At 65.9% G+C, this 26,844-nt stretch carries 22 protein-coding genes; 18 read left to right on the top strand and 4 right to left on the bottom strand.

The features are described from left to right. Nucleotides 1-34: 34 nt before the first annotated feature. The gene (locus CVN68_RS03165) at nucleotides 35-1,099 is read right to left on the bottom strand and encodes an AI-2E family transporter (protein WP_100280917.1); all 1,065 of its coding nucleotides are present in this window, start codon (nucleotides 1,097-1,099) and stop codon (nucleotides 35-37) included. A gap of 191 nt (nucleotides 1,100-1,290) precedes the next feature. Between CVN68_RS03165 and CVN68_RS03160 the strand changes: the two genes are divergently transcribed. The 13 genes from CVN68_RS03160 to CVN68_RS03095 all read left to right on the top strand — a co-directional run bounded on the left by CVN68_RS03160 (nucleotide 1,291) and on the right by CVN68_RS03095 (nucleotide 15,546). Next, nucleotides 1,291-2,412 (top strand): fatty acid desaturase, encoded by a 1,122-nt coding sequence (locus tag CVN68_RS03160; RefSeq protein ID WP_100280916.1) that lies wholly within the window; start codon nucleotides 1,291-1,293, stop codon nucleotides 2,410-2,412. A gap of 23 nt (nucleotides 2,413-2,435) precedes the next feature. Continuing rightward, nucleotides 2,436-3,113, top strand: coding sequence for an HAD family hydrolase (locus tag CVN68_RS03155; RefSeq protein ID WP_100280915.1), 678 nt, complete (start codon nucleotides 2,436-2,438; stop codon nucleotides 3,111-3,113). Between the two features lie 96 nt (nucleotides 3,114-3,209). Next, a complete protein-coding gene (locus CVN68_RS03150) occupies nucleotides 3,210-4,013 on the top strand; it encodes an alpha/beta fold hydrolase (protein ID WP_100280914.1) in 804 nt (267 codons plus the stop codon). A gap of 219 nt (nucleotides 4,014-4,232) precedes the next feature. Next, entirely contained in the window at nucleotides 4,233-5,645 is a 1,413-nt protein-coding gene (locus CVN68_RS03145) for a TonB-dependent siderophore receptor (protein WP_158298699.1), read from the top strand. Then, complete coding sequence (locus tag CVN68_RS03140; protein WP_233503552.1) at nucleotides 5,642-6,382, top strand: TonB-dependent siderophore receptor; 741 nt, start codon at nucleotides 5,642-5,644, stop codon at nucleotides 6,380-6,382. The genes CVN68_RS03145 and CVN68_RS03140 overlap by 4 nt, the downstream gene beginning before the upstream one ends. A gap of 2 nt (nucleotides 6,383-6,384) precedes the next feature. Beyond that, the gene (locus CVN68_RS03135) at nucleotides 6,385-7,815 is read left to right on the top strand and encodes a DUF3526 domain-containing protein (RefSeq protein ID WP_100280911.1); all 1,431 of its coding nucleotides are present in this window, start codon (nucleotides 6,385-6,387) and stop codon (nucleotides 7,813-7,815) included. Continuing rightward, complete coding sequence (locus CVN68_RS03130) at nucleotides 7,812-9,197, top strand: ABC transporter permease subunit (protein WP_100280910.1); 1,386 nt, start codon at nucleotides 7,812-7,814, stop codon at nucleotides 9,195-9,197. Before CVN68_RS03135 ends, CVN68_RS03130 begins: the two co-directional genes overlap by 4 nt. 11 nt (nucleotides 9,198-9,208) lie before the next feature. After that, a complete protein-coding gene (locus tag CVN68_RS03125) occupies nucleotides 9,209-9,922 on the top strand; it encodes an ABC transporter ATP-binding protein (protein WP_100280909.1) in 714 nt (237 codons plus the stop codon). A gap of 594 nt (nucleotides 9,923-10,516) precedes the next feature. Then, nucleotides 10,517-11,464: a hypothetical protein gene (locus CVN68_RS03115; RefSeq protein ID WP_199560200.1), complete on the top strand. Its 948-nt coding sequence runs from the start codon at nucleotides 10,517-10,519 to the stop codon at nucleotides 11,462-11,464. After that, nucleotides 11,461-12,333 carry a HesA/MoeB/ThiF family protein gene (locus CVN68_RS03110; protein ID WP_100280908.1) on the top strand — a complete coding sequence of 291 codons (873 nt, stop codon included), beginning with the start codon at nucleotides 11,461-11,463 and terminating at the stop codon, nucleotides 12,331-12,333. Before CVN68_RS03115 ends, CVN68_RS03110 begins: the two co-directional genes overlap by 4 nt. Beyond that, nucleotides 12,330-13,472 (top strand): hypothetical protein, encoded by a 1,143-nt coding sequence (locus tag CVN68_RS03105; RefSeq protein ID WP_100280907.1) that lies wholly within the window; start codon nucleotides 12,330-12,332, stop codon nucleotides 13,470-13,472. Before CVN68_RS03110 ends, CVN68_RS03105 begins: the two co-directional genes overlap by 4 nt. Then, a complete protein-coding gene (locus CVN68_RS03100) occupies nucleotides 13,469-14,566 on the top strand; it encodes a GNAT family N-acetyltransferase (protein ID WP_100280906.1) in 1,098 nt (365 codons plus the stop codon). Before CVN68_RS03105 ends, CVN68_RS03100 begins: the two co-directional genes overlap by 4 nt. Then, nucleotides 14,563-15,546, top strand: coding sequence for a hypothetical protein (locus tag CVN68_RS03095; protein WP_100280905.1), 984 nt, complete (start codon nucleotides 14,563-14,565; stop codon nucleotides 15,544-15,546). The genes CVN68_RS03100 and CVN68_RS03095 overlap by 4 nt, the downstream gene beginning before the upstream one ends. Here the strand turns inward: CVN68_RS03095 and CVN68_RS03090 are convergent. From CVN68_RS03090 to CVN68_RS03080, 3 genes are all read right to left on the bottom strand, one after another. Further along, a complete protein-coding gene (locus tag CVN68_RS03090; protein WP_100280904.1) occupies nucleotides 15,543-17,177 on the bottom strand; it encodes a c-type cytochrome in 1,635 nt (544 codons plus the stop codon). The genes CVN68_RS03095 and CVN68_RS03090 overlap by 4 nt on opposite strands. Further along, nucleotides 17,174-17,992: an alpha/beta fold hydrolase gene (locus tag CVN68_RS03085; protein ID WP_100280903.1), complete on the bottom strand. Its 819-nt coding sequence runs from the start codon at nucleotides 17,990-17,992 to the stop codon at nucleotides 17,174-17,176. Before CVN68_RS03085 ends, CVN68_RS03090 begins: the two co-directional genes overlap by 4 nt. Before the next feature lie 770 nt (nucleotides 17,993-18,762). After that, nucleotides 18,763-20,058: a tyrosine-type recombinase/integrase gene (locus tag CVN68_RS03080; protein WP_100280902.1), complete on the bottom strand. Its 1,296-nt coding sequence runs from the start codon at nucleotides 20,056-20,058 to the stop codon at nucleotides 18,763-18,765. 693 nt (nucleotides 20,059-20,751) lie between these two features. Between CVN68_RS03080 and CVN68_RS03075 the strand changes: the two genes are divergently transcribed. From CVN68_RS03075 to CVN68_RS03060, 5 genes are all read left to right on the top strand, one after another. Then, the gene (locus CVN68_RS03075) at nucleotides 20,752-21,033 is read left to right on the top strand and encodes a hypothetical protein (RefSeq protein ID WP_100280901.1); all 282 of its coding nucleotides are present in this window, start codon (nucleotides 20,752-20,754) and stop codon (nucleotides 21,031-21,033) included. A gap of 146 nt (nucleotides 21,034-21,179) precedes the next feature. After that, the gene (locus CVN68_RS23830) at nucleotides 21,180-21,347 is read left to right on the top strand and encodes a hypothetical protein (protein WP_233503551.1); all 168 of its coding nucleotides are present in this window, start codon (nucleotides 21,180-21,182) and stop codon (nucleotides 21,345-21,347) included. 55 nt (nucleotides 21,348-21,402) lie between these two features. Next, nucleotides 21,403-21,729 carry a UrcA family protein gene (locus CVN68_RS03070; protein WP_100280900.1) on the top strand — a complete coding sequence of 109 codons (327 nt, stop codon included), beginning with the start codon at nucleotides 21,403-21,405 and terminating at the stop codon, nucleotides 21,727-21,729. A gap of 263 nt (nucleotides 21,730-21,992) precedes the next feature. Further along, complete coding sequence (locus CVN68_RS03065) at nucleotides 21,993-25,073, top strand: TonB-dependent receptor plug domain-containing protein (protein ID WP_100280899.1); 3,081 nt, start codon at nucleotides 21,993-21,995, stop codon at nucleotides 25,071-25,073. 64 nt (nucleotides 25,074-25,137) lie between these two features. Further along, nucleotides 25,138-26,730, top strand: coding sequence for an amidohydrolase (locus tag CVN68_RS03060; RefSeq protein ID WP_233503550.1), 1,593 nt, complete (start codon nucleotides 25,138-25,140; stop codon nucleotides 26,728-26,730). The last annotated feature ends 114 nt before the right edge of the window (nucleotides 26,731-26,844 follow it).

The raw sequence follows: 26,844 nt of genomic DNA, 5'->3' as shown, positions 1-26,844 counted from the left end.
ACACGGCGCTTTTGGTCGCTATTCGAAGCCAACCTTAGCGGTCGCCGACAACCCGAACATCCTTGCCCAGCAGCGTCTTCACATAGATCCGCTGCACCATGACATAGACCACGACGGTAAGCGGCGCAGCCAGAAGCACGCCGAGAAAGCCGAAGATCGTACCGGCGGCCACGACCGAGAAGAGCAACACCGCGGGCGGCACATCCACGGCTTGCTTCTGTATCATCGGCTGGAGAAAGTTGCCCTGAAGCTGCTGGATCACCAGAAACAGCCCAACCGTCCACAGCGCTGTCATCGGAGAAACGGTGAAGGCAAGCAGGACGGCCGGGACGGCGGCAATGATCGGACCGACCATCGGAATCACGTCCAGCAACCCGGCGATAAGCCCCAGCCCCCCGGCGGCGGGCACACCGAGCACGGCCAGCCCCGCCCATGTGAGTACCGCGACGAGCGCCGAGGAGGCAGCCTGTCCAACCATCCAGCCGCGCAGTCCGCGCGACATATCGTCCAGCGACTTGTCGAGCGTTGCTTCCGCGCGGTGCGGTATGAGCAAGAGGAGGCCTCGCCGGTACACCCCCGGATCGCTGGCGATGAAGATCGCGCCGACGAACACCAGGACGAAATCGGCGAACCCGCTTCCCGCAGCGAGGACATAGCCTCCAGCCCGCGACATCAGCTTTGAAACATCGCTGCTGCCGCGAGCGAACAGTTCCCGGGCGCTTTCGCCCACGCCGAAGCCCGACAGCAACGCATCAACCTGAGCCAGTGCTGGCGGGATGCTTTCGACGATCGTATCGAACTCGCGCGCGATCTGTGTTCCGAACAGCGCGAACGCACCGATGAAGACCGCCAACAAGGCGATGATCGACAGTCCGAGGGCAGGCCCGCGCGGCACGCGCGCGACCGCGGTGACCCGCCGCGCCATCGCGTCGAAGATTACCGCGAGCACGAGTGCGGCAAAGACGAGGAGGAAGAAGCGTGTGAGTTCGAGGAACAGCCACGCAACTCCGACGATCGCGAGGACGGTGACCGTAGCCAACGCGATCTGCGCCGTTCGCTTCGAGCCGTCAGCAGTCGTTTCTGGGGTCGGCTCGATCATACGTTCTCCGGATACGGGAAAGCCCGCGCTGAGGTCTCTACCATAGAGGGCGCCCGCGAATCGCGAGTGTAGCTGCCAGGCATCCTTATGGTGCAGCGTTCGTTCGGTACGCTCCATTTGCGTCGTGACAAGCGGCCTGGCTGCGTCTGAATGCAGTCGCAGCCTAACTGACCCACAAAGGCCGTTTTACAATGTATTCAGGCGTATCCACGCGAAGCATCCAACCCGCCGATGACTGCGTAACCGAGCGAGTTCTCGACATCCGCGAAATCACACGACAGGTAGCCGCGTTCCGGGAACCCGACAACAGACGAGCTTGGCTCGAGCTGCTGGCCAGCGTCGCACCTTTGGCGGTCCTGTGGCTGCTCATGTGGCTCTCCCTGGACATACACTACGCCCTCACATTGCTCCTCTCGATTCCCGCCGCAGGCCTGGTGCTCCGGCTGTTCCTCATCCAGCACGATTGCGGCCACAACGCGTTTCTCAAGGGGCGACGCGCCAACGACTTGATTGGCCGCTGCATCGGCGTGGTCACTCTCACCCCATACGACTATTGGCGGCGCACCCATGCGATGCATCACGCCGGCACCGGCAATCTCGACCGGCGCGGATTCGGCGATGTCGCGACCCTCACCGTCGACGAGTTCGCCAACCTCGGAGTTTGGGGCCGGCTAAAGTATCGCCTGTATCGCAATCCAATCGTACTGTTCGGGCTCGGGCCGGCCTTCGTATTCCTCCTGCAACATCGTCTTCCCGTGGGGATGATGAGAGCCGGTTGGCGGCCATGGGTCAGCACCATGGGAACGAATGCGGCGGTCCTGCTTGTCTGGAGCAGCCTCATCGGCCTCGTCGGCGCAGGGCCGTTCCTGCTGATCCAGCTCCCGATCACCCTGATTGCCGCGTCGATCGGGGTTTGGCTATTCTACGTCCAGCACCAGTTCGAGCAAACTTACTGGAAGCCGGGCAAGCTCTGGAGCTTTCACGAGGCAGCGTTGTTCGGCAGTTCGAACTATGCGTTGCCGCCAGTTCTGCGCTGGTTCACGGCAAATGTCGGGCTGCACCACATACATCACCTCTGCAGCACGGTTCCGTTCTACCGGCTGCCCCAAATCCTCAAAGCTCGACCCGAACTCGCCACGTTAAACCGTATCGGCCTTGCCGAGAGCCTCAGGTCGGTAAGGCTTACCCTCTGGGATGCCCGATCAGGCCGGCTGGTGACCTTCGCCGAAGCTCGCTTCACGGAAGTGGCCACCGGACGACGGAGCTCGGGGACGCGCGTCGGGACACCCTTGCTCCGTTCCATCCCCACCTGACAACGCAATAGGGAGCATGTGACATGGCAATCAGAGCCGTGCTCTTCGACATCGACGGAACATTGGTCGACAGCAACGAAATGCACGTGATCGCGTGGGAGGAGGCGTTCGCGACGATCGGCGCCGAGTTCGAGCGGCAGACGATTCATGATCAGATCGGCAAAGGTACCGACATGCTGGTTCCTACGCTGCTTCCTGGTGTGGACGCAGCCGCGCAGGAGAAGCTCGGGGAGGCGCATGGCAACACGTTCAAGGCCAGGTTCCTGGAACATGTGAAACCGTTCCCCGGCGCTCACGACCTGCTCGCCTACGTGAAGGCCCGAGGTCAAAAGGTGGTCCTCGCCTCCTCCGCATCCGCAGAGGAGCTTGATCACTATCTGGACCTGCTCGAGGCGCGCGATCTGGTCGTCGCAACCACGAGCGCCGACGATGTCGAGAATACCAAGCCGGCGCCGGACATCTTCGCCACGGCTCTGGCGAAGGTTGCTCCGCTCTCCCCTCGCGAGGTGATCGTGGTCGGCGATACTCCCTACGACATCGACGCGGCGGGCAAGTGCGGTATCGCTGCGATCGGGCTGCGCTCGGGCAAGTTCCCCGACGAGGCGCTGCGCGGTGCCGGCGCGGTCGCGCTTTACGACGACGTCGCGGCCTTGCTCGCTGACTATGACAACTCTCCACTGGTGGTCGACGGCGAGCGCTGAAGAGCGGGAGGTGATCGTCACATTGCGGGTACAGCAGCTAGCTTCCGAGTAGCGAGTAAGGTGCAAATTTGTGCGCCGCACAACGGTTGAACTCGGATGACACAGAGAGCCACAAAGAAGCCCTCGCATCCGCGTCCTGCGGCCACCAGGCGTGAGGGTCGCGGCTTCGTCGGCCAGCACACCGGATGGCTGGCCGCGGGCGCCGCCGCGCTGGTCGCGAGCGCAGCGATCAACCGCGTCAACGCCCACCGTGCTGAAGCGAAAACCCCTCCGGCAGGCGAGTTCATCGAAGTCGATGGGGTACGACTGCACTATGTCGATCGCGGCGAAGGGCCGGTGGTTGTGCTGCTACATGGCAACGCCGTGACCCTCCAGGACTTCGAGGTTAGCGGCGTCCTTGGACTGGCTGCCGAGCACCATCGCGTCCTCGTCCCTGCCTCGTTGCCCGCCGTCCCACTAATCGGGGACCTGATGGCGATGACGATTTCGCCGATCGCCGCGCTGCTCACGGGGCCCGTGGCGCTCAAGGCCAGCTTTGCCCCGGCACCGGTCCCGGACAAGATGGCCGACTTTCCTGTAGGGCTGACGCTCCGGCCTTCGCAGATCCGTGCGTCGGCGGCAGAAGGTGCCCTGATGGTGCCGGCAGCGGTCTCGCTTGCAGGCCGCTACCGCGACCTGGAACTGCCGGTGATCATCATGTCCGGCGAAGGCGATCTTGTGACCTTTGCGGGAAAGCACGCCGAGCGCCTCGCCCGCGACATCGAAGGAGCGGAGCTACGCCTGGTGCCAAGCCAAGGTCACTTCCTGCACTACGCGGTGCCCGAACAGGTCACGGCAGCGCTCTCCGATCTAGCCTCGCAACCTGCCGGGCCGGCGAAGTCCCACACGCAGGCAGCGTAATTCCCGCCCTTTCGGCTCTCGGCCTCCCTGTCACACCCGCTGCGAGCGCCCCAGGCTGATGAGAACCGGTCGTCGCCTAACGCACGAGAACCGCACGTTCTCGGGCGTGAGAGAAGACATGGATGAACATGTCTCGCAGGCGCACAATGCTCTTGCGAACGGCGGATCGCCAATTTACGGGACATGATATACCATTACGCGACCGCAAAAGGGGGAATGATGAAGTTTGCAACCACGCTTCGGGCCGGGCTCGCTCTGGGCCTTCCGATGCTGACCCTGCCTGCCCTGGCGCAGGAGCAGGATGAGGAGCAGCGTCGCCGCACCGAAATCGTCGTCACAGGCGCCGCGGATGACGACAGCTATGCACCGCAGCAGGCGACCGTTGCAGGCAAGAGCCCGGCGCCGCTGATCGAAGTTCCGCAGTCGGTCAGCGTGGTAGCGCGCCAGCAGATCGAGGACCGCAATCTCTTTACGATCGGCGAGGCGGTGCAAACCGTGGCTGGCGTGACGGTGATGCCATTCGACGGCACCAACCCGGACTATCGCGCGCGCGGCTTCGTGCTCGACTATGCCTATGATGGAGTGCCGTCGACCTTCTCCTCGGGCGTGCCGGAGTTCGACCTAGTCATCTATGAGCGGCTCGAGGTGCAGCGCGGCCCGGCCGGTCTGTTCCGCGGCTCGGGCTCGCCGGGTGGCACCATCAACCTGATCCGCAAGCGCGGCAAGGACGCGTTCGCAGTCTCGGGCGCCCTTTCCGCTGGTTCGTGGAACAATTATCGCGGCGAGTTCGACATCGGCGGTCCGGTCGATGCCGCAGGTCGCCTTCGTGTGCGTGCCGTGGGTGCACTCCACGATCGCGACTTCTTCCAGGCCAAGTCACACACGCGCAAGCTGACCGCCTACACTGCGCTAGACCTCGATCTGACGCCGACAACGACGGTCGGCGCCTCGTTCAGCTATCAGGACACTACGGCCGACACCCCGATGAGCGGACAGCCGGCCTATGGGCTCCGCGTAATCGGAGCGACATCGACGCGTCATCCGCTAACCGATCAGTTCCTGGACTTCCCACGCGACTTCCAGCACCTGCCAAGCTGGAACCGGTTCACCGAGACCACCACCGAATATGCGGGCGAAATCAAGCAGCAGGTCGGCGACTGGTCGATGGTGGTGCGCGCGCTGAACCGCGACATACCGCGGGCCTGGGAGGACGCATTCATCCAGCCGGGGACCGGGGTCGATCCGGTGACATTGACCGCGACCTATGTGAACCGCCGTAGCCGCGGGGTGAACGGCAAGACCGCTGTGGACGCCTATGTCACCGGCCCCTTCACCCTGTTCGGACAGGTGCATGAGCTTGCGGTCGGCTATAGCTGGGACAAGCGGACGACCTCGTTCCTCAACCGCAGCCAGACGTCGGTCGGCCGGTATTCGATCTACGATGCCGATGCGATTCCGCTACCCCCGGCCAACTTCACCTCTGGCAGCGAGACGGACCTTCAGCAGAGCGGATTTCATGCTCAGCTGCGGTTGCGGCCCTTCAAGGGGTTCACGATCGTCGCCGGGGACGGATCAGCGACTATACCAACAAGTCCCGCAACATCCCGCCGTCGGTGCCCACGAGCTTCATGACCGGCGCCCGCGAGCGCGGCAAGTTCACCCCGAGCCTCGGCGCGGTGCTGTACCTGACCGACGACATTACTCTCTACGGTAGCTATTCCGACATCTTCAATCCGCAGACCGCGCTGCGTACAGACGGTACCGTGCTCGATCCGCGCATCGGCGAGCAATATGAGGCGGGGCTGAAGGGGCGCTTCCTCGATGGTGCACTCAGCGCCAGCGCGGCGGTGTTCCGCAGCAAGGACAAGAACCGCTCGCTGGCTGACACGGCAAACCCCGGCTTCTTCGTCCAGGCAGGCGTTGTGAAGATCGAAGGCTTCGAATTCGAAGTCACGGGACGCCCGATGGCCGGGCTGGACCTCGTCGCGAGCTACACCAACGTCAAGACCGAGTATGAGGTCGGCACTGCCGCACAGAGCGGCGCGATCTTCGACATCTTCACGCCGCGTCACCAGTACAAATTCTATGCGCGGTACGAACCGGCCACGCTTGGCGGCGCGTTCGCATCGGTGAGCCTCAACGGACAGAGCGGCGTTGTCGGCGGCGGCGTCGCTGGCGTCCGCGAACAAGAGAGCTTCGCGGTGGCAGGCGCCCAGCTTGGCTGGCGCTTCAGCGAGGGCCTGCGCGCCTTCGTGTCGGTCAACAATGTCCTCGACAAGGTTTATTATCAGCGTGTCGGCTCCATCAACACCTACAACTTCTACGGCGAGCCGCGGAACGTCCTGCTGACGCTCCGCGCGAGCTACTGACCATGGCAGGCGCGCTGGTACCGATCATCGCCGGCCAGCAATGGCGGCTTCTGGTGCGCGATCGACGGCTGACGCTGCTGGCCGTCGCGTTGGTGCTGGTGCTGTGTACCGCCTCACTCACCGGGGCGGCGCTTCACGGCACGCAGGAGGCCGAGCGGCGCGGCGCCCAGGCCGAGGAAGCGCATGTCTGGGAGAGCCAGGGTCCGGCCAACCCGCATGGCGCGGCTCATTTCGGGCGCTATGTGTTCAAACCAGCCTCCCCGCTCGCGATCGTCGATCCGGGCTTGCTGCCGCAACTCGGCAGCGCGCTCAAGCTCGAGGCCCATGCCAACAATCCCGCACGCAACCGCGGCATCGATGGCGGCACCGCGCTCGACCGGTTCGGCGGTCTCAGCCCTGCCGCGATGTTGCAGGCGCTCGTGCCCCTGCTGATCATCCTGTCCGGCTTCGCTGCCTTTGCCGGCGAACGGTCGCGAGGACTGCTGCGCCAGGAGCTCGCCGGCGGCGTCGCGCCGCGCGTCTTGATGGCCGGCCGCATGGCCGGGCTCGGGATCATGGTCGCGCTGCTGCTCGCCGCCTCCGTCCTCGCCGGAGCCGTTGCGCTGTTTCTCGCCGGGGGCGGCGCAACTGCGTTGGTCGCGCTGCTCTGGATGATGCTCGCCTACGGGCTGTATCTCTTCGGCTTTACCGCGCTGACGCTTGCCGCATCGGCGGCGTTCGCCTCCGCCCGCTCGGCGCTGGTCGTGCTCCTCGCCTTCTGGGCAATGGCGACGCTGTTCGTCCCCCGCATCGCCCCCTCTGTGGCGGAAGCGCTGGTGCCGACTCTGTCGGCTCCGGCGTTCGAGGCGGCGGTAACCCAGGAGGTGCGCGAAGGCCCGAGCGGCCACGATCCACAAGACGCCCGGCTCGAGCGGCTGCGCCAGGAAACGATGCGGCGCTACGGCGTGACGAAACTGGAGGAATTGCCGATCGACTTCAACGGCGTCGCGCTGTTCGAGGGCGAGAGGCTGTCCAGCACGATCTATCGCCGGCACTTCGCCGCGCTCTATGACGGCTATGACCGACAGGCCGCAGTGCAACGCAGTTTCGCCCTGCTCTCGCCGCTCCAGGCGCTACGACCCTGGTCGGCGGCGCTCGCCCGAACCGACCAGCATGCCCATCGGCGCTTTCTCGAACAGGCCGATGCCTTCCGCTACGGACTCGTGCAGCAGCTGAACCGGGCGGTCATCCACCGTCCGAAAGGCGCCGAAGGCCCCTACCTCGCCGATGTAGCCGCGATCACCCGCGACGCGCGATTTGCGGCGCCGCCGCCATCGCTCCGCGAATCCCTCGCCCGACACTGGATCGACCTTGCAATCCTCGCCGCCTGGGCGGCGCTCGCGACGCTGCTCGCCTTTGCCGCCGCACGGCGCCTGGGGAGGGTCGCCGCATGAGCGCGACTCTACGGCTGGAATGGACCCGTGTCTGGCGCGATCCGACCCTGTGGGTGATGCTGCTGCTGTTCGCGTTGATCGCTGCTTATGCCAGTTTTGCCGGGGAGCGCTGGGCGCAGCAGCGCGCCGCCTCCGTCGAGCAAGCGGTTGCCGAGGCCGGCGAGATCATGGCCTTGCGCCGCGAGAACTTCACCAAAATGGTGGCCAAGGGCGAGAAGCCCAATTTCGGGCTGATCTACACGACTGCCTTGCCGTTCCGCGCCGGTCTTCCGAATGCCCCGCTTGCCGCGCTCTCGGCCGGTCAGACGGAGGGCTATCCCGCGGCGGCCAGCATCTCGCCCTTCGCCGATCCTTGGTCGATCTTCGATCCGCACATGGCCGGCCTCGAGAGCCCATCGGTGCTGGCTGCGGGACGGTTCGACCTTGCCTTTGTGATCGTCATGCTGCTGCCGCTGCTGCTCATCGCTGCGACCTATGATTTCTGGTCGCGCGATGTCGAGAATGGCAGCGCCCGCTTCCAGCTTGCGCAGCCAGTATCGCCGGGCCGATTGCTGCTGGTCCGCGCGGCGGTGCGTGGCGGCACGCTGCTGATACCCGCGACACTGCTCGCCTGCGGCTGCTTGTTTCTCGCGGGCGGGCGCGATGCGGGCGACCTTTCGCTCCTCGCGCTCATCGTGTTCGCGTACGGACTGTTCTGGATTGCGCTGGTCGTGCTGATCAACTTGTTCGTGCGCGCCTCGACGACGGCTGCGCTTGCCGCGGGCACGGCTTGGCTCGGCCTCGTCGTGCTGCTCCCGGCCGCCGCCGCGTCGCTGTCCGAACTCGCGGCTCCGCCGCCTTCCGCCATGGCCTATACCAACCAGGTGCGGGCCGCCGGGCTAGAGATCCGCGCCGCCAATGCCGCTGCAGCACGCGCCGCCGCAACAGCGCAGTCCGGCCGTGCCTATCCGGCCTCGCTCTGGCATAGTCGCCGCGAAATTCAGCAGCGTGATGCCCGGCTCGCGCCTCTGCACGAGGTGCAGGCGGCGCAATGGGCGCGGCACCGTTCGCTTGCCGAGCGGCTCCGTTACCTTTCGCCGGCCGTCGTCGCCCAGGCGGCGCTCGACCGCCTTGCCGGGACCGATGCAGCGCGCGCGCTAGCCTTTCAGGAGCAGGCCCGCAACTTCGCCGGCCAGGTCCGGCTGCTGGCCTTCGACTGGATGGATCAGGACCGGCTGATGACGATAGCCGATTATGACGGAGGGCTTCCGCGATTCGTCTTTGCCGAGCCATCGCGCACGAGGCCACTGGCAGTCGACCTGCTCGCGCTGACGTTCTTCGTCGCGCTTCTCTTCTCCCTCGGCCTGCTCCGCCTCCGCGGCGGCGCGGCGAAGCTTCTCTAGGATCCGCGCCGATGCTCGAAGCCATCGCTCTCACCAAGGATTTCGGCACGCACCGCGCGCTCGACGGCCTCGACCTGCGCGTCGATCCGGGCGAGATCGTGTGTCTGCTAGGCGCGAATGGCGCCGGCAAGACAACCACGGTCAACCTGTTCCTCGGCTTCCTGGAGCCGACCGCTGGCGAGGCGCGGGTCGATGGGGTCGATGTCCGTGCCGATCCCGTGGGAACCAAGCGCAAGCTCCTCTATGTCCCCGAGCAGATCGCGCTGTTCGGCGAGCTTTCCGGTCTTGAGAACCTCGCCTATTTCGCGGCGCTGGCGGGTATCGCGGATCGCTCCTCCACGCGCCTGCGAGACTGCCTGGCTCAGGCAGGGCTCGAGCCGGCCGCGATGGATCGCCGCGCCGCTGGCTATTCCAAGGGCATGCGTCAGAAGGTCGGGTTGGCGCTGGCGATCGCCAAGCGGGCGCGCGCCCTGCTCCTCGACGAGCCGACTTCGGGGCTCGATCCTCAAGCCTCTGCGGAGTTCCATGACCTTATCGTCCGTCAGCGCGATGCCGGTGCCGCGGTGTTGATGGTAACGCATGACCTGTTCCGAGCGCGCGAAGTCGGGACGCGTATCGGGCTGATGCGCGAGGGTAGGCTGCGCCGCATGATCAACGCGGCGGACATCACCGCGACCCAGCTGGAGGCGCTCTATCTCGAGGAAATGGGGCGGATGGCAGCCTGACGTGCCATCTGTGGGGAGGGTCGCCCGGTCACCTTGTTCGTCGGCCGCCAGGTGCGGCTGCCGCCGTTGAGCTATGTGCACCCCTGCCCCTCGCCTTTCCCAAAGCCGACATGGTGTCCGAGCTGCGCCGAGCCCTCACAGGTCGAGAGCCGGGCTTCAGCGGGTGCCCTGCTCCGAGCCGCTCCACCTCGTGCGCCCACGCCTCGAGGGCCGCCCTCTTCTCATCGAAGTAGTTGTGCCGTTGGTAAACGCCGACGATCCCCGCTCGCGATCCCGAGACGTGGTTTACACAGCTTCCGTCACCTCGAGCCTGACTCCGAGCCGCTGCAAGCCCGTCGCGACTGTGTGGCCCGTCCGTCCGCGTGGTGGGTCCTCGCCGATAATCAAAGCGTGAGCTAACGGCAGTTTTTTGGGAGCTGTCGCCATGCCGCTCGATGACCGATTATGGGCGCATAGCTGCCGCTCGATCGGAACGGTGAGTTACCCTTCAGCAGCGCGGTTTCAAACCGGACGTGTGAGAATGCGGACATTCATGGCAATCGAGCCTACCAATATTTAGGATTCCAATCATAGATACGGCACGGGGAGAGCTGCGTGGGGCCATCGACGATCATTGCGGCGCTGCGCGGCGATTTCCTGCGGCTGCGGTTTCGCCCTGATCGAACCCATATAGTCGAGATCATTGAGCGACCCGCGTTGTGGCTCGACCGCCAGGCGCTGGACGAACTCATCTCGGCTTGTCGTGGCGTGGTGGCGGCATGTCTGGCTGGCCGGCAGCTGGATTACGGGCTCTTCGCACGGGACGAGGCGGCGTGGGGCCGCAGCGTCATCACGCTGGTGCGTCGTGTCAGCGATGGCAAACCGATAGCCTTCAACGCCATGCCCTTGTTGCCGGTGACGCGCGGCGGCCAGGCGAGCAATGTACTCCATCTGGGCCTAGTGATGGTCGATCCCGACGAGCGCGGCGGCGGGCTGTCGTGGATTCTCTATGGATTGACGTGCTTCGCCTTGTTCGTGCGCGGTGGACTTCGGCCGCTGTGGATCAGCAGCGTGACGCAGGTGCCGGCGGTGGTCGGGATGGTCGCCGAGATGTTCGATGACGTCTATCCGGGTCAGGCCGGTACGGTGGCAAGCTTTGCGCATCGCCATCTCGCGCATCAGATAATGGCCGGAGAGCGCGACGCCTTCGGGGTCGGCGACGATGCCGGCTTTGATCCGGACGCCCAGCTGATCACCAACGCCTATACCGGTGGATCGGACAATCTGAAGAAGAGCTTCGCGGTAGCGGCAAAGCATCGCGACGCGCGCTACAATCACTTCTGCGCCACCTCGCTCGATTATGAGCGCGGTGACGACCTGCTGCAGATCGGCCGCCTCGATATCGGCACCGCGCGACGCTTCCTCGCGCGTAGCGTGCCACGCAGCGCGATGCCGCAGCTCGCGGCACAAGGATCGATGATCGGCGTGCAAGCCGTGATCGCCCCCCTTCTCCAATGGCTCGACGCCGAGCGCCCCCTGGGAAGATTGAGGCCCGCCCGATGACCGTTTTCGACTATGCCGAGATGACGACGCGCAATCGCGGCTTCGTGACCGCGACGGAACAGGTGCGGCTGCGCGACAGCCAGGTCTTCATTCCCGGTGTCGGCGGAATGGGCGGGGCGGCGTTCATGGCGCTCGTACGCGCCGGCGTGGGCCGCTTCATAATCGCCGATATCGATACGTTCGAAGTGTCGAACCTCAACCGCCAACTCTTCTCGACGCTGCCGGCGGTGGGCAAGCCTAAGGCCGAGGTGGCCCGGGACACTGCCTTGACGATCAATCCAGAAGTCGAGATCGAAGTGCTCGGCCGCGAATGGACCGAAGAGCTCGATCGACTGCTTGCCGCCAGCCATGTCGCCGTGAACGGCATGGACGATGCCGCCGCGGGCGTGCATCTCTATCGTCGCGCTAGGATCCACGGTCGCACGATCATCGACGCCTATGCCTCCCCCCTGCCCTCGGTCACCGTCGTCGGGCCTGAAGCGCCGCGGCTAGAGGAGCGGCTGGGGTATCCCACGGTGGGAAGCGACTGGACCAGCGTGACGCCAGAGATGCGCGCCGACTGCCTTAAGCGCGAGATCGCCTATGTGCTCACGCACAGTTCGTCGCACCGCTATGTCGATCTCGATGTCGCGGCCGAAGTCGCCGCCGGCAAGCGATCGCGCTTCTCCTTCTCGACGATGGTGACGATGGCCGGAACGATGATGGCCGAGGAAGCCGTGCGCGTCCTGCTGGGCCGGCGCGGCGGTACGGACCACCGCGGCTATTTCTTCAATCCGCATAGCGTCGCGATCGAGCGACCGCGCTCCGCGCCCGTCGCCGCGCTGCGCGGCTTTGCGGTGCGGCGCCTGATGACGCGGATGATGGGGTGATCCTGTCGGTCGCCGCCATCGTCTCTGCGATCGCGCTGCTGGCCGTGCTCGTGGCCCGGCGCGGAGCAGCGGCGATCGCGGATCGGTCGCCGGTCGCGGCGCGGCTGCGCACGGTTTATACCCTGGTCGCGGCGCTGCTCGCGCTGCGCCTGATCGCACCGCTGGCGACGGCCACGCCACTTGTGATCGCGCTGATGCTGGTCGCCGCCTGGTTGCCGATGGCGGCGCTCCGGCTGGTCGAGGAACTGCGCCGCCGCCATGCGCCTCCCCTGGTCAAGATGGTGGCGTTGGGAGGGGCTGTCGGCTTTTCGGCGCTAGCGGTAACGCTGGGCATCGTGTGGAGCGCTGCCGCGGCGTTGGCGCTCGCGCTCTATCAGCTGACGATGCTCGCGCTGATGGTGGCGCTGCTCGCGCGCAGCCGCGGCGAGCTCGGGCGTGGCGAACGCCGGACCGCCGACACCTTCCTGCTCGCGCTGCTGCTGACGATCCCGCTCGCCGCCACCGACTTTGCCGCGGTTCTGCCCGACATGCCGATTCGCGGCGGCGCGTTCGCTGCGCTGCTGCTCGTCCTGGCAACCGCACGCCTAGCGGCAGGGGACGGCTCGCCGTGGCGCCTGGTCGCCGATCTGCTCGTCGCGGCAGGGGCCGGCGGCGTGAGTGTCATCATCGCGCTGGCTGCGCAGCCTACCCTGCCGGGCGACGCCGTGATCCTTGTTGCTGCCGGGGGCACCGCGCTGGCGTGCCTCCTACTTATCGTCGCGCGATCGAAGGCGGGCGATGACGACGCGACAGGTCTTGTCGCCGCGCTCGCACGCGCACCGGCTCATGATCCCCACGCGCTGATCGCGGCCCATCCGCTTCTCGCCTCGGGACGAGTGCTCGGTCCGGCCGAGTTGCGCGCCTATCCCGAGGCCAGCATCGCGCGGCTGCTCGACCATCCGGTGGTCAGCACGTCGAGCGACGACTCCGAGGCGCGCGATGCCGCGCGCGAGGTGCTCGACGCCTATGCCGCGACACATCTCGTCCGGCTGTCGCGCACGCCGCCGCAACTGCTGGCCGTAGCTGCGGGCAGCCTGACCGCACCCGCGCTCGATGACGAGCTTGTGCTCGTTGCGCGATTGATTGAGCGATCGGCATGACGGTCGAACTCCGCCAGGGCGACGTCGCTGCGTTCTTCGACGCACCGTTCAATGCCTATGACCAAGCCGACGGCTATGTCTCGCCCCTGCGCACCGACATCGTCCGGATGCTCGATCCGGTCAGGAACCCGTTGTGGACGACGGGCACCCCCTTCGCCTTCTGGACCGCGCACCGGGCTGGCCGGCCGATCGGGCGCGTCATCGCCCACGTCCATCGCCAGTCGAACGCCCGTCACGGCACCGAACGCGCGCAGTTCGGCTTCTTCGACTGCGCCGATGACACGGAGGCAGCGCGGATCCTGCTCGATGCCGCCACCGATTTCACCCGCACGCACGGCCAGAACGAGCTGGTCGGCAATTTCAACCTGACTGCGATGCAGCAGGCGGGCGTGATGACGGGAGGCTTCGGCGCGCGGGCCTATACCGACATGATCGTCAATCCGCCGCATGTGCCCCGCCTGCTCGAAGCGAATGGATTTGCGCGCTTCTTTCCCATGCAGACCTTCGAGCTGGACTTGGCCGCGGAAGGCGATTTCGCCGCCCGCCCGATCGATGCCGCGGCGGGGTTCAGCTTCGCTCCCATTGCGCGCGGCAGCTTCGCCGCGCGGATGGAGGAAGCGCGGCTCGTCCTCAACGACGGCTTTGCGGGCAATCCGATGTTCGTGCCGCTGACCGCCGATGAATTCCGCTTCCAGGCGGGGGAGATGATGTCGATCCTCGATCCTCGCCTATCGTCGGTGCTGATGCACGGCGATCGGCCGGTCGGTGCGATCATCTGCATCCCCGATCTCAATGGCTTCCTCGCCGCGACGCGATCGCGCATCGGGCTTGCCACGCCTTTCCACTACCTGCGCTATCGCCTGCGCCGGCGACGGGCGGTGATCATCTTCTATTCGGTAGTGAGCGACATGCACGGGCAAGGCTTGATGGGTGCGATGCTCGCGCGCACCGTCGCGGCGCTGCGGGTCGCGGGCTATACGAAGCTCGGCATCACCTGGATCGCCGACGGCAACGCCGCGAGCCTGCGCCAGATGGAGCGGTTGGGCGCCACGCCGCTGCACCGGCTGCATCTGTTCCGGAAAGCGATCGCATGAGCGCGGATACGCTGCACCTGCTCGTCGCCGAGGCAATGCTCGCGCCGAGCGTCCACAACGTCCAGCCAGCGCGCTGGCGGCTGGTGGGCGACGACACGATCGACTTGTTCGAGGATGTGCGCGCGCGCTTGACGGTCGGCGATCCGCGCTGCAACGACGCTGGCGTCAGCCTGGGCGCGGCTGCCGAGGGGTTGCGGCTGGCGGCGAGCTGGCGCGGGCTAGGGCTGGAGCCGCGCGAAGCCCCTCCACAGACCGACGATGCGCTGCTGCCAATAGCGCGCTACCTCCTGGTACCGACCGACACGCACCCGGATCCGCTCGCCGACCAGGTCGAGGCAAGGGCATCGTGGCGCGGCGATTTTACCGTCGTCAACACCGCCGATCGCGAGAATGCGCAGCGGCTCATCGATACGGACAGCGCAGTGGTCACCGACTCCCAGTCCCTGATAGAAGCGTCGCGAATCTTCGACGCCGCCAGCTACGGCTTCCTTCGCGATCGCGCGTTTCGCGACGAGCTGCGTGCATGGATGCGTTTCACGCGGCGCCACCGGCGCTGGGATCGCGACGGCCTCAACGCGGCGGCGATGGCGCTCGGCCGGGTCGAAGCGATCGGCGCGTCGGTAGTGCTCGGCCCAGCGTTTGGCATCCTCGATCGCATCGGTATCGCACCGGGCCTGCTCGCCGAGGGCAAGAAGGTCGCGGCAGCCGCGGCGCTGGTGGTGTTCCATCGACCCGTGGCGGAAACGCCGTTCGACAGCGGCGCGCATTTCTACCGTCTGTGGCTTCGGGTAGAGGCGGCGGGGTTCGGCGCGGCAGTTCTCGCCGCGCTCGCCGACGATCCGGCTGCCGCCCAGCGGATCGCGCAAATGGCCGGCGTGCCGAGCGGGCATCGCATCGTCAGCGCCTTTCGCATCGGGCGCCGACCGGCAGGCGCGACGGTGCCGCGCGCGCGGCGGCGCCTTGCCGAGATACTGGTCTAAAGCAGCTTCAGATATTCGATCAGGGCGGCGCGTTCCTCCACCGGAAGCGTCGTGCCGAAAAGATGGCCATGATTGCTGCGCCCGGCATCGCGCGTATCGATCCGGGCCGGTTGCGAAAACGGCCGGTACCCTGGCGGATATGCGCCATTGGCTTCGAGCTTCAGCCCGACCCCCACAAAATCGAGCGCATGCCCGCCGACCATGAATCGCACCGGACGCGTCATGGGCGCGAGCAATGCCGCCAGCGTCGGAACCGAGCCGTTGTGCAGATACGGTGCCGACGCCCAGATGCCGGTCAGCGGCGGTGCGACATAGCCGCCACCGATCCGGACGGCGATGCGCGATCGGTAGTCGGTACCCGCGACCGCATTGGCGAGACCGCGATCGAACGCGGTGGCGCGGAGCGGATCAGTGCCGACATCCCCTTGCCAATTGGGAAAGTGCGTCAAGCGCGGTGCGGAACCGTTGCTGTAGCTACCATGGCATGCGGAGCAGTACCGCGCATACGCGACGCCTCCCGCTGTGGCACGCACCATGTCGACGGCGCCGGGAAAGCGCTGCGGCCGATAGCCTTTCAAAAAGGTCATGATCGCCGTCGCGTCCTCCAGGCTGGCAACCGCCTTGTCGGGATGGATTCCCATGCTGGGCACGGTGAAGAAGGTCGTGATCCCGGCCAGCGCGCGCAGATGCGAATCATCGATCGTCGCCGGCGTGGTCGGTGCCTGTGCGGGCTTGCCGGGGATCGCATAGGCGCCGTCGGCGAGCAGGCTGGTACGCCACACCCGGTCGGCGAGATCGGGGATCGACACCACCCCGGCATCACCTCTGCCACCATGGATCAGCGGTTGCCCGAGCGCCACCTTCAGCGCCGCGACGCCGTTGGTGCTGCCCGGCGCGCCGTTGGGGAACGGTAGAGGACGGTCGACATCGGCAAGCTCGGCTAGCCGCTTTCGCGCGAGCGGCAACACGATGAAGCGCAGGCTCGCCCGCTCGCGCCAACTCATTTCGGGATACAGCGCGTCGACCGCGGGCAGCAATTGATCCGATCCGGCGAACCGCCGCAGCGCGCGGAAGATCGTCATCGTGTACGCCTCGAGGTCGATCGAGCTGTTGGGCATGCCGAGCATCGCCCGGTCTGGGCGCGGACTGCCATCAGCGGCGTATGTCACGCCTGCATGACACGCCGCGCATCCGAGATTGGCAACCCGAATCACGCTGCCACCGATGGGGGCGAGGTCGCTGACGGTGATACCGAGGGGCAGTTCGGTCGCCGCGGGGGACGCGCCGGGCGCCCGGTTGACGATCGCCACGCCAGTCAGGAATCCGAAGCGACGCAGCACTCGATCAAGCGTGGTCTTGTCGAGCGGCGCGCCAGGATTCTGCGCGCGCTCGTCGAGCACCAGCGCCGCCGCGACCAGCCGCCACGGCACCGCGTTGGTCGACAGCGCGTCCATGCTGACCCCGCCGAACGCTGCCCCCTCGAACGCGGCCGCGCCGCGCGTCGCTGCCGGAGCACCCGCAGCGACCACGGGACGGGCAAGCGATTCCGTCGTCCACCGCGACGCGCCCCACAGCACGCCGACGAGCAGGACTATTGCCGCCGCGGCGAAGACGAGCCTCGGTCGCCTCATTGCGTCAGGAATCCTTCGACCGCGGCTGCAAAGACATCCGGCTGCTCCCAATGCGGATAATGGCCGCATCGGTCGATCAGGCAAAGCCTCGGCTGCGGAAGCAGCGCCATTGCGCGCTCCGCATAGGCGGGCGGGAACACCCGATCCTGGCGCCCCCATACAACCAGCGCCGGTCGATCGAGCCGGGCGGCGATCCGCTCGACGCTGGCGCGATCCTTGCTGCCGAACACGCCGACGCCGGTCTGCAGCGTCCGCACGAACGATCGGTGGCTGCCGGGGACGCGGGCGTAGCGGTTGATCAGTTGCAGCAGCGCCGGCGTCACCTGCGCGGGGTCGTGCATCGCCAGCTTGAGGGTCAGCGCGTTGTTGAACGAGGTTGGCCTCCCGAGCTGATAACCGATCAGCGGAAGCGCCGGCAGTCGCATCAAGGGGTGCGTGCGCCGTCCGAACCCGCCCGGCGCGGCGAGCACCACGCGATCGATCCGGTCGAGCGCGCGGTCGGAGAGGCGGACGATCACGCTCGCGCCGAGCGAGTTGCCGACGAAATGCGCGCGGGGCAGGCCCAGTGTGTCCATCAGGGCAAGCAGTTGGTCTGCGAAGAACGCTGCGTCATAGATGGCGTCGGGACGCGAAGCCGCCCCGAACCCCGGCAAGTCGAAAGCGATGACGCGAAACCTCCGCGCCAGCTGCGGTATGACGCGGTCCCAGATCTCGATGCTGTTCGCCAAGCCATGGACAAGGATGAGAATAGGCTTGTTGCCGCCCGTATCGCGCAGACGGGTGCGTTCGCCATTCACGAGATCTAGCAAGAGCATACGCCACGATATGCCAATTCGGCTGCGAGATCGTTACCGTGGTGGCTGGTTTGAATGACCGCTTTTAAGCGTCGGCGGCGAGGCAGACGACAGCGATCACGCCTTCGGCTCCCAAGAGCTGCCCGGCGCTTTCCACCAATTCAGCCGCTCACATCGAGCCGTTCGGATCGCGCCGCCGAACGTCCGGAAGTGGGCCGCTAGCCGCCTGTCCGCTTCTAGGTTTCATCTACCGCAAAGCGGACGCTTCGCTGCGTCGCGAGTGGAATGACGAGATGCGACCCTTAGCCGGCCACAGGCCACGATCTCGCCGGCGGTTCTGCTGAGCCGCGCGAAGATCTGCGGGGAGGAGGCTCGCCGATCGCGAATGCCCAAGCGCGCGCTGACGCCTGGCCACAAGTGGTCGCGTTTCTCAAGCGCTCGCTGCGGTCCTGAATGTGCTGGCGTCCAGGCGAGCCATCATCGTTCACGTCGATTTCAATGCGCTTCGTCGGGCAGGTGCGGCCGACTGCCTTCAGGAAAGTAGCTGTCGCCTGCGCTCGGACGCGCAGTCTAACCCCGCACTCTAGCCGTCGCTCGACGCTTGGCACCTGATTATCAAAGGTGCGGATCAGTTACCGTTCGAACACCTATAAGTCCCTGTGCCGCGAATCACTTCGGCACTCTCTCAGCGGATCGAAGTCGCCAAGGTAATACGACGTGGATGGACGGCCGCTCTAAGGAACGACGTTCTTATCACCGAAAGTCCGAGATTGGGACGCGAGTCAGACGCTTCAGGCCGCCTTGGCGACGATTGGTACCACCGCGCGGGCGACGAGTTCGTCGAGCCCCTCGGTGATATAACGCGAATAGTGCCGTTCGATCATCGCGACCGAGGTGTCGTGAAGCGCCGCGACCAGCCGGATCGGCAGTCCCGCGCGCAAACCCCGCACGATCGAGCTGTGGCGCAGCGCGTAGGGAATGGTCGACAAGGGCAGCCCCGCCTCCTCCACTGCGCGCTGGAACGGCCTGAGCATTGCCGAGGAAGAGGCCCAGGGGCCGCGGTCCACACGCTCCCACTGCATCGGTCCGACCTGGCGATGCCGCCAATGCTCCAGCAGCGGCGCCGAGAGCGGACGGCCCTCGACCGCAGGCGCCAGCACGGCGAGCGTGTCCGCGCCGACGGGCGTGCGGATATGCGCGAGGACGCGCTTCCTGCCCTTGAACGACTGCGGAACCATCAGCCTCCCCTGCCCGGCCTGGACGTCGCCGACGGTCATCCGCGCGATCTGCGAGAAGCGTGCGCCGGTGGCGGCGAGCAGCACCACAAGCCGCCCAAAATCCTCGTCGATCGCCATGGCTGCGGTGACGACGGCGCGGACCTCGTCGTCGGTGAGGATCTGGTTGTCGCGGGCGGCAGCGGTCAGCACCTCGGGCGCATCCACCTTCAGCCCGAACTTGATGACCGTCGGCAGGTCCGCAGGCAGAACCTTGCGGTGCTCGACGAACGCGGCGTTGAGCGCGGCCTTGAAGTCGTTGACGACGCGCTGAATGCTGGAAGGCTTGCGGCGCTTGATGCGCAGCTGCCACGCGCGCAGGTCGGCTTCGCTGAGCACCGACAGCTTCATCGCCGGCAGCCGCCTGTCCTCGAGAACGAACTTGGTCAGATTGGACGAGGCGTCCGACTTGACCTCACGGCCGGCGCGCGAGGAGCGGCGCGCGTCACGGACCGCAATATAGGCGGTGACCGCTTCCGCTATCGTCATGTCGGGACTGCTCTCGGTCGCGGGGCCGCCGCCGCGGCTCTGCATCTCGATCCAGCGCAGCGCCTTTTCGACTGCCTGCTTGTAGTTGAGGATGGTGATGCCGTCGGCTTCGCGGTGGTCGTCGGCCTCGCCGATAATGGCGCGGACATATTCGGCGCGGATCGGGCAATGGTAGCGGGCGGACCAGGAGCCTTTCACGCGCCCACGGAAATAGCCGACATGGGCGCCTTCGCTGAGCATGCGCCAATAGGGCTTGTCCCGGTGCGCCAAACGGCTGCGCGCGGTGCGGTCCTGGATCCGAGTTTCGCCGAGCGTACGCGCCATTGCGGAGGTTCCGTAATCTGGCCGGAATACTAGCCAAATTCGCTCGGATCGGCAAGGATTGAGATCGTCTAAGCTATTGTTTTATAAAGCGTCCTAGGACGTCCAAGGGCGTTTTTTGGAGGCTCTCTCACGGCGAAAACACGAGTTCGATTCTCGTAGGGGTCACCAGCGATGGTTTCCACGCTCGTTGGTGCCGCCGCAATTGTCGTGGCATGCACGACGAACGCCCAGGACGGCTCGGCCACGCATGTGTGCCGCCCCGAGGCCGCGACGAGCCTTGTCGGACAGAGTGCGCCGGACGACGCTCACGTCAGGAAGCGCACCGGCGCGGAACTGATCCGGCGGATCGCGCCCGGCGACGGTCACGCACGATTTCCGGGAGAATCGCGTCACGATCGCCGTCGATCCAGCCGGTAAGGTAGTGCAAGCGGTTTGCGGGTGAGTGCAAGTTGCGCTGCTATCCTTTCCACGGATCCGCCAGCGAAGAGGATCCGCTCGCCGAAGTCGATATCGACTGCTTTGCCGGCATCGTCGGTAGGTTCGCGGGGAGCGAGCACCCAGCCGCGCCGATTAGCGCCAGCGTCCCTTGTGCAACACGCAAGTCGCCGCGCGCACGAACGCGTTAAACGCATTCCGGTTGAGCCGGTCGCGACGGGCCGGGCCTAGGACGAGTCGGAGACGAGGAGATGTGTCATGATTCTTCTGGCCGCAGGACTGTTCATCGCCGCAGGCGCGCAGGACGCTAGCGGCGCCTTCAACATGGGGCAGCTCACCGGCACGCTGTCGCAGGACCATGTCACGCAGAGCAAGCGTGAGCGCGGGCAAACGGAGGACGAGGACGCGGCGACGCGTTCGACACGCACCGCGAAGAACTGCGCCAAGGTGCCCATGCTACGCGAGCGCTACGGCGCCGACGACCCGCGGATCGGCACCCTGACCCGCCTCTGCCGGAAGGCCGGGCATCCGGTGAATTAGCCGCTGGAGCGAGCTAGCTCCACCGGGCTGCGAGGCTTACACGACCGTTCGGGCGCGCGGCTGAACGGCCGATATCGTGCGTTGGCTGTCGTTCGCCCTTGAGCTGAACGTCCGTCTGCTTTCGGGCAGCGGCACGGCGACGCTGGATGACCGACTTTGGGCGCTTTGTGGTCATCCATGGCGAAAGGCTGGGAAGGGCCGATTGGTCCGGCAGCTTCAGCCAGATGGACAACGAAAGCGGCCGTCACGCGCGACGGGGCTTTGCGCTGCTAGATGCGCAATTTGCAATTTTGTGCGCAGCATTCTGCGACTAGATAGGCGCCGCGAGCCACAGGCGGCAGAGCCCTGGCCGCGGCTGGAGAGAATGTCATGATCAAAGCAACGCTGCTTGCCGCAGCAACGATCTGTGCCGCATTGAGTCCGCCGGCCTTTGCACGCGACCCGGTTCGCACCGTGCACGTTCCGGTCGCATCCCATGATCTTGGGACCGCCGAGGGGCGCGCGGCACTGGAGACGCAGGTGGATCGCGCCGTCGATGCCGTGTGCGGCAAGCTTTCCGACCCGCAGGAGAGCCGCAAGCACGAGGCGTACAGCTGTCGTCGCGACACCATCCCGAATGTCCGGGCGCAACTGGCAAATCTCGTCGAACCGCGGGTTCGCAGCGTGACGATCGAGCATGTTTCCGGCGGACGCTGACCCGGCGCCCAAAAGGCGCTGAAACGAAGCGGCAATGTAATATTCCGGTAATGTCTATTGCGCTGCAGCAATCGATGTGATTGTTTCGCTCGCATTGGGACGATTTCGGGCAAGGAAAGTACCGAATAGACGGCGATAAAGACAGAAACGAACGGAGAGGCTTGAAGCGGCTCCCCGCCGCAAAGATGCGTGGGGAGTTCCTGGGCGGCATTGTTTCCTGGTGAGGGTGCCTGTGCGGTGAGAACCGAACACAGGGGGAAACCATGGTCGATACAGGGTCGCAGCCTAGCGGCAAAAATGCCGCTTACCGAATTCGCCTGCTTGCGCTGACAGCCACCGCCACTGCCGCGCTGATCGCCGGTTCCGCCGCGCATGCGCAGGATGTCCCTGCCACAGAAGCCTCGCTCGTCACCGACATGGCGTCCGCACAGGACCAAACCGCGCCCGAAACGCCGGCGGATCCGACGCAGGAAATCACCGTCACCGGATCGCGCATCGTTCGCGACGGCTATAGTGCGCCGACCCCGGTGAGCGTGATCAGCGCCGAGGAAATCCAGCGCGAGGCGCCCGCCAACATCACCGATTTCGTAAACACGCTTCCCGCGGTGCGCGGCAGCGGCACGGCGGCGAGCTCCAACGGCTCCCTGAGCAACGGCGCGGCGGGCATCAACACCGTCAACCTGCGCAATCTCGGTGCTGCACGCACGCTGGTACTGTTCGACGGCCAGCGCTCGGTCGCCTCGGCAACCACCGGCGTGGTCGACGTCAACACCTTCCCGCAGGCCCTGATCGAGCGCGTCGAAGTGGTGACCGGCGGCGCCTCCTCAGCCTATGGCTCGGACGCCGTCTCGGGCGTGGTCAACTTCATCCTCGACAAGAAGTTCACCGGCTTCAAGATGGACTATGAGTTCGGCATCACTACCTATGGGGACGGCCAGAACCACAAAGTTTCGGCGACGGGCGGCCAGAGCTTCGCCGATGGCCGCGGCCACATTCTGCTGAGCGGCGAATATTTCTCTCAGACCGGCATCCAGACGATCGACCGCGACTGGAACGACGCCGGTTTCTTCCAGATCGACAGTCCGGCCTATAGCGCCGCCGCCTGCACCGATAGCAGCACCGCGACGCTCTGTGTCCCTGCCCGGCTGATCCAGGGCGGCATCGGCACCGGCCAGTTCACACCGGGCGGCCTGATCAGCACCGGCGCTTTCCGCGGCACCTATTTCGGCTCGATCGATCCAGCGACCGGACGCGCGACGACGAACCAGCTCGCCTTCGGCCCGACCAACGGCCAGTGGATGGTCGGCGGCGATTACGACATCACCAGCGACGGCCACCGCAGCAGCGCGACTTTGCTTCCCGCCGAGAAGCGCGGGAGCCTGTTCGGCCGGCTGAGCTACGATTTCGCCGACGCCTTCAAGATCTTCGGCCAGGTGTCGTACAGCTATTATCGCGGGCAGAGCTATTACCAGCAGACACCGACCACCGGCGTGACGCTGCAGGTCGCGTCCTCGGCCACCAATGGCGGGCTGATCAACGCCTTCCTGCCGCAGGCGTTCGTCGACCGGGTGAATGCCTATAACCTCGCCAACCCGACGGCGCGGGTCACCACGGTGCAGATCGGCACCAGCAATATCGGTATCCCGCCGCAGGGCAGCGACAATACCCGCGAGGTCTATCGCTATGTGATCGGCGCGAACGGCGATTTCGGCGCAGTCGGCATCGACTGGAGCTGGGACGCTTATTACCAGCGCGGCGAGACCAGGACGAGCGAGCTGCTCACCAATGCGTGGAACCTCGCCCGGATGGCAGCGGCGACCGACGCAGTCGCAGCGCCGGCGGGCAATGTCGGCGGCTATGCCACGGGCTCGATCGTCTGCCGGATCAACATCGATGCCAGCACCACCAACGACGACCGCGCCTGCGTGCCACTCAACCGCATCGGCGTCGGCGGGATGTCGCAGGAGGCCGTCAACTACGTGCTCTATGGCGGCCTCCAGCCGCTGCGCGAGCAGACGCTGACGCAGGACGTCGCCGCGTTCAATCTCTCGACCAACAATCTATTCGACCTCTGGGCGGGGCCGGTCAGCATCGCGATGGGCGGCGAATGGCGGCGCGAGACGGTGACCGGCAGCGTCGATCCGCTGTTCCGGCCGATCGTCTCGGCGGGGGTGACCAGCGGCACGTGGATCTACGGCAATTACCTGCCCACGGTCGGCGCCTATGACGTCAAGGAGGCGTATCTCGAGACCTTGATCCCACTGTTCAAGGGCGCGGATCTGAACGGCGCGGTGCGTGTCACCGACTATTCGACCTCGGGCACGGTGACGACGTGGAAAGGCGGCGTCACCTGGCAGGTGATCCCCGACATCAAGCTGCGCGGCACCATCTCGCGCGACATCCGCGCACCCAATCTCGGCGAATTGTTTGCGCCTGGGGTCGGCCGCACCAACACGGTCAACGTGCCGCTGGCGGGCGGCGGCTTCCGCACCGACCAGTTCAACGAATCGACCGTCGGCAACGCCGTGCTCGCGCCCGAGGTCGCCAAGACCTACGGCGTCGGCATCATCGCCACGCCGACCTTCCTGCCCGGCCTCGCATTGTCGGTCGACTATTTCGACCTGCAGCTCGACGGCGCGATCTCGTCGCTCACCGCCCAGACGCTGATCGACCAATGCTATGTCCAGACGATCGCCGATGCCTGCACCTTCATCTCGACCACCGGCGGGCGCGGGGCGACCACCCCCGGCCTCGCGGTGACCAGCATCGAGATCAAACCGACCAACTTCGTCGGCATCGAAGCCAAGGGCCTCGACATCGAGGCGAGTTATCGGCGGCCGGTCGGCCCCGGCACCCTGACGCTGCGCGCGCTCGCGAGCCATGCGATCAGCCTCTACACCAACAACGGCGTCGACGTGCCGACCGAATCGGCGGGACAGAATTCCGGAAGCCTCCCCGACTGGACCTATCGCCTCTCGGCCGGATACGAGGTCGGCGGGTTCAGCACCCAGCTTGTCGGCCGCGGCGTGAGCGGCGGCGTCTACGACAACAGCTATATCGTCTGCTCGACCGACTGCCCGGTCTCGACCGTCGCCAACCGCACGGTCAACCGCAACGACATCGCCGGCGCCTTCTATCTCGACTTCAACACCAGCTATGAGTTCGAGGCCGGCGGCGGCAAGTTCGAGGCGTTCCTGTCGATCCGCAACCTGCTCGACACAGATCCGGTGCTGGTCGGCAACGGCCCGACCGGCAACAATACCCCGGCCTATCCGCAGACCAACCGTGCGCTTTACGACGTGCTCGGCCGCGTCTTCCGCCTCGGCATGCGCGTGCGGATCTGATTTCCCCGCCGGCGCGAACGCCTCGCGCCGGCCCGTCCTTCAAATCCATAACAGGAGAGCTCCCATGAAGATGAAGCTTCGTACTGCGCTTTCGCTCGGCGCCGCGTTCGCGTCCGTTCCCGCCCCCGCTTTCGCCCAGGCCTCGACCAGTCTCAAGGCAGAGGCAGCCGCCAGCGTCGATGCCAAGGCCAAGCTGGTCCAGGAGATGGTCGATTCGGTGTTCAGCTTCGCCGAGCCCGGCTTTCAGGAGTTCAAGACCTCCGAATATCTGACCGGCATCCTCGAGAAGAACGGCTTCAAGATCACCCGCGGCGTCGCCGGCATCCCTACCGCATGGACCGCGACCTGGGGCGAAGGCGGCCCGCTGATCGCGCTGGGCAGCGACATCGACGGCCTGCTCGGCCTCTCGCAGACCCCAGGCGTGCCCTATCTCAAGCCGCAGGTCGCCGGCGCGCCCGGGCATGGCGAGGGCCATAATTCGGGGATGCCGCTGATCGTTGCCGCCGCGCTCGCCGCCAAGGAAGTGATGGTCAAGCACGGCATCAAAGGCCGGCTGATGCTGTGGCCCGGCGTCGCCGAGGAATTGCTCGCCACTAAGGCCTATTATGTCCGCTCGGGGCTGTTCAAGGGCGTCGACGCGTCGATCTTCACCCATGTCGGCTCGGGCTTCGGCACCGGCTGGGGCGACATGGGCAATAACGGCATGGTCTCGGTCGAGTATAATTTCAAAGGCAAGACCTCGCACGCCGCGGGCGCGCCTTGGGCCGGGCGCAGCGCGCTCGACGGCGTCGAGCTGATGGACATCGCGTGGAACATGCGGCGCGAGCATCTGCCGGTCACCCAGCGCTCCCACTATGTAATCACCAATGGTGGCGGCCAGCCCAACATCGTGCCGGGCGACGCGACTGTCTGGTATTATTTCCGCGAGCAGAAGTTCGACACGATCCGCGAGCTGTACGAGACCGGCAACACCATCTCCGAGGCGGCGGCCAAGGCCACCGGCACCACCGTCACCCGCCGCGTCCTCGGCTACGCCGCGCCCAATCACGGCAACCGCCCGCTCGCCGAAGCGGCGCAGAAGAACATCGAGCTGGTCGGCATGCCCAAATGGACTGCCGACGATCAGGCCTTTGCCAAGGCCGCGCAGACTGCCAACGCGCTGAAGCTCAAGCCGCTGGAAACCGAGGTCGGCAAGATTTCGACGCCCGACACCCGCGGTGAATCGATGGGCGGCGGATCGGACGATATCGGCGACATCATGTGGACGGTGCCGACGATCACGATCCGCTTCCCGTCCAACGTCCCCAGCATGATCGGGCACAACGTCACGTCGGCGATCGCGATGGCGACTCCGATCGCGCACAAAGGCGCGGTGGCCGGCGCGAAGGCCGTGGCGATGACCGTGCTCGACATCGCCACCACGCCGAAGCTTGTGACCGAGGCCAAGACTTACTTCACCAACGTCCAGACCAAGGAAGTCAAATACGATCCGGTGCTCACCGCCGAGGACAAGCCCGCGATCTGGCTGAACGAGAAGATCATGAAGGAGATGCGGCCGGAGATGGAGAAATATTATTACGACCCGGCCAAATACCCTACCTATCTCGACCAGCTCGGCATCAAATATCCGACGCTGACAACCACGGCGCCTAAATGAGCGGCTGAGCCGCCGCCTTTCTCCCCTCCTGCCGCCGAGGAACCTCATGCCGAAACCGCATTATCGTCGGCCTTGTCGACTTTCCGCCCTCTTGTTCCTCGGCACCGCGCTTTG

Source organism: Sphingomonas psychrotolerans (assembly GCF_002796605.1).
Taxonomy (GTDB): Bacteria; Pseudomonadota; Alphaproteobacteria; order Sphingomonadales; family Sphingomonadaceae; genus Sphingomonas; species Sphingomonas psychrotolerans.
This window is presented reverse-complemented; position numbering and strand designations above follow the sequence as displayed.

Bases quoted from the DNA above. Each gene is read 5' to 3' on its own strand.
- CVN68_RS03160 (WP_100280916.1), top strand. From the start codon at position 1,291: ATGTATTCAGGCGTATCCACGCGAAGCATCCAACCCGCCGATGACTGC.
- CVN68_RS03125 (WP_100280909.1), top strand. From the start codon at position 9,209: ATGCTCGAAGCCATCGCTCTCACCAAGGATTTCGGCACGCACCGCGCG.
- CVN68_RS03145 (WP_158298699.1), top strand. From the start codon at position 4,233: ATGAAGTTTGCAACCACGCTTCGGGCCGGGCTCGCTCTGGGCCTTCCG.
- CVN68_RS03155 (WP_100280915.1), top strand. From the start codon at position 2,436: ATGGCAATCAGAGCCGTGCTCTTCGACATCGACGGAACATTGGTCGAC.
- CVN68_RS03100 (WP_100280906.1), top strand. From the start codon at position 13,469: ATGACGGTCGAACTCCGCCAGGGCGACGTCGCTGCGTTCTTCGACGCA.
- CVN68_RS03140 (WP_233503552.1), top strand. From the start codon at position 5,642: ATGACCGGCGCCCGCGAGCGCGGCAAGTTCACCCCGAGCCTCGGCGCG.
- CVN68_RS03150 (WP_100280914.1), top strand. From the start codon at position 3,210: ATGACACAGAGAGCCACAAAGAAGCCCTCGCATCCGCGTCCTGCGGCC.
- CVN68_RS03090 (WP_100280904.1), bottom strand. From the start codon at position 17,177: ATGAGGCGACCGAGGCTCGTCTTCGCCGCGGCGGCAATAGTCCTGCTC.
- CVN68_RS03095 (WP_100280905.1), top strand. From the start codon at position 14,563: ATGAGCGCGGATACGCTGCACCTGCTCGTCGCCGAGGCAATGCTCGCG.
- CVN68_RS03135 (WP_100280911.1), top strand. From the start codon at position 6,385: ATGGCAGGCGCGCTGGTACCGATCATCGCCGGCCAGCAATGGCGGCTT.
- CVN68_RS03130 (WP_100280910.1), top strand. From the start codon at position 7,812: ATGAGCGCGACTCTACGGCTGGAATGGACCCGTGTCTGGCGCGATCCG.
- CVN68_RS23830 (WP_233503551.1), top strand. From the start codon at position 21,180: ATGACCGACTTTGGGCGCTTTGTGGTCATCCATGGCGAAAGGCTGGGA.
- CVN68_RS03085 (WP_100280903.1), bottom strand. From the start codon at position 17,992: ATGCTCTTGCTAGATCTCGTGAATGGCGAACGCACCCGTCTGCGCGAT.
- CVN68_RS03110 (WP_100280908.1), top strand. From the start codon at position 11,461: ATGACCGTTTTCGACTATGCCGAGATGACGACGCGCAATCGCGGCTTC.
- CVN68_RS03165 (WP_100280917.1), bottom strand. From the start codon at position 1,099: ATGATCGAGCCGACCCCAGAAACGACTGCTGACGGCTCGAAGCGAACG.
- CVN68_RS03075 (WP_100280901.1), top strand. From the start codon at position 20,752: ATGATTCTTCTGGCCGCAGGACTGTTCATCGCCGCAGGCGCGCAGGAC.
- CVN68_RS03070 (WP_100280900.1), top strand. From the start codon at position 21,403: ATGATCAAAGCAACGCTGCTTGCCGCAGCAACGATCTGTGCCGCATTG.
- CVN68_RS03080 (WP_100280902.1), bottom strand. From the start codon at position 20,058: ATGGCGCGTACGCTCGGCGAAACTCGGATCCAGGACCGCACCGCGCGC.
- CVN68_RS03060 (WP_233503550.1), top strand. From the start codon at position 25,138: ATGAAGATGAAGCTTCGTACTGCGCTTTCGCTCGGCGCCGCGTTCGCG.
- CVN68_RS03065 (WP_100280899.1), top strand. From the start codon at position 21,993: ATGGTCGATACAGGGTCGCAGCCTAGCGGCAAAAATGCCGCTTACCGA.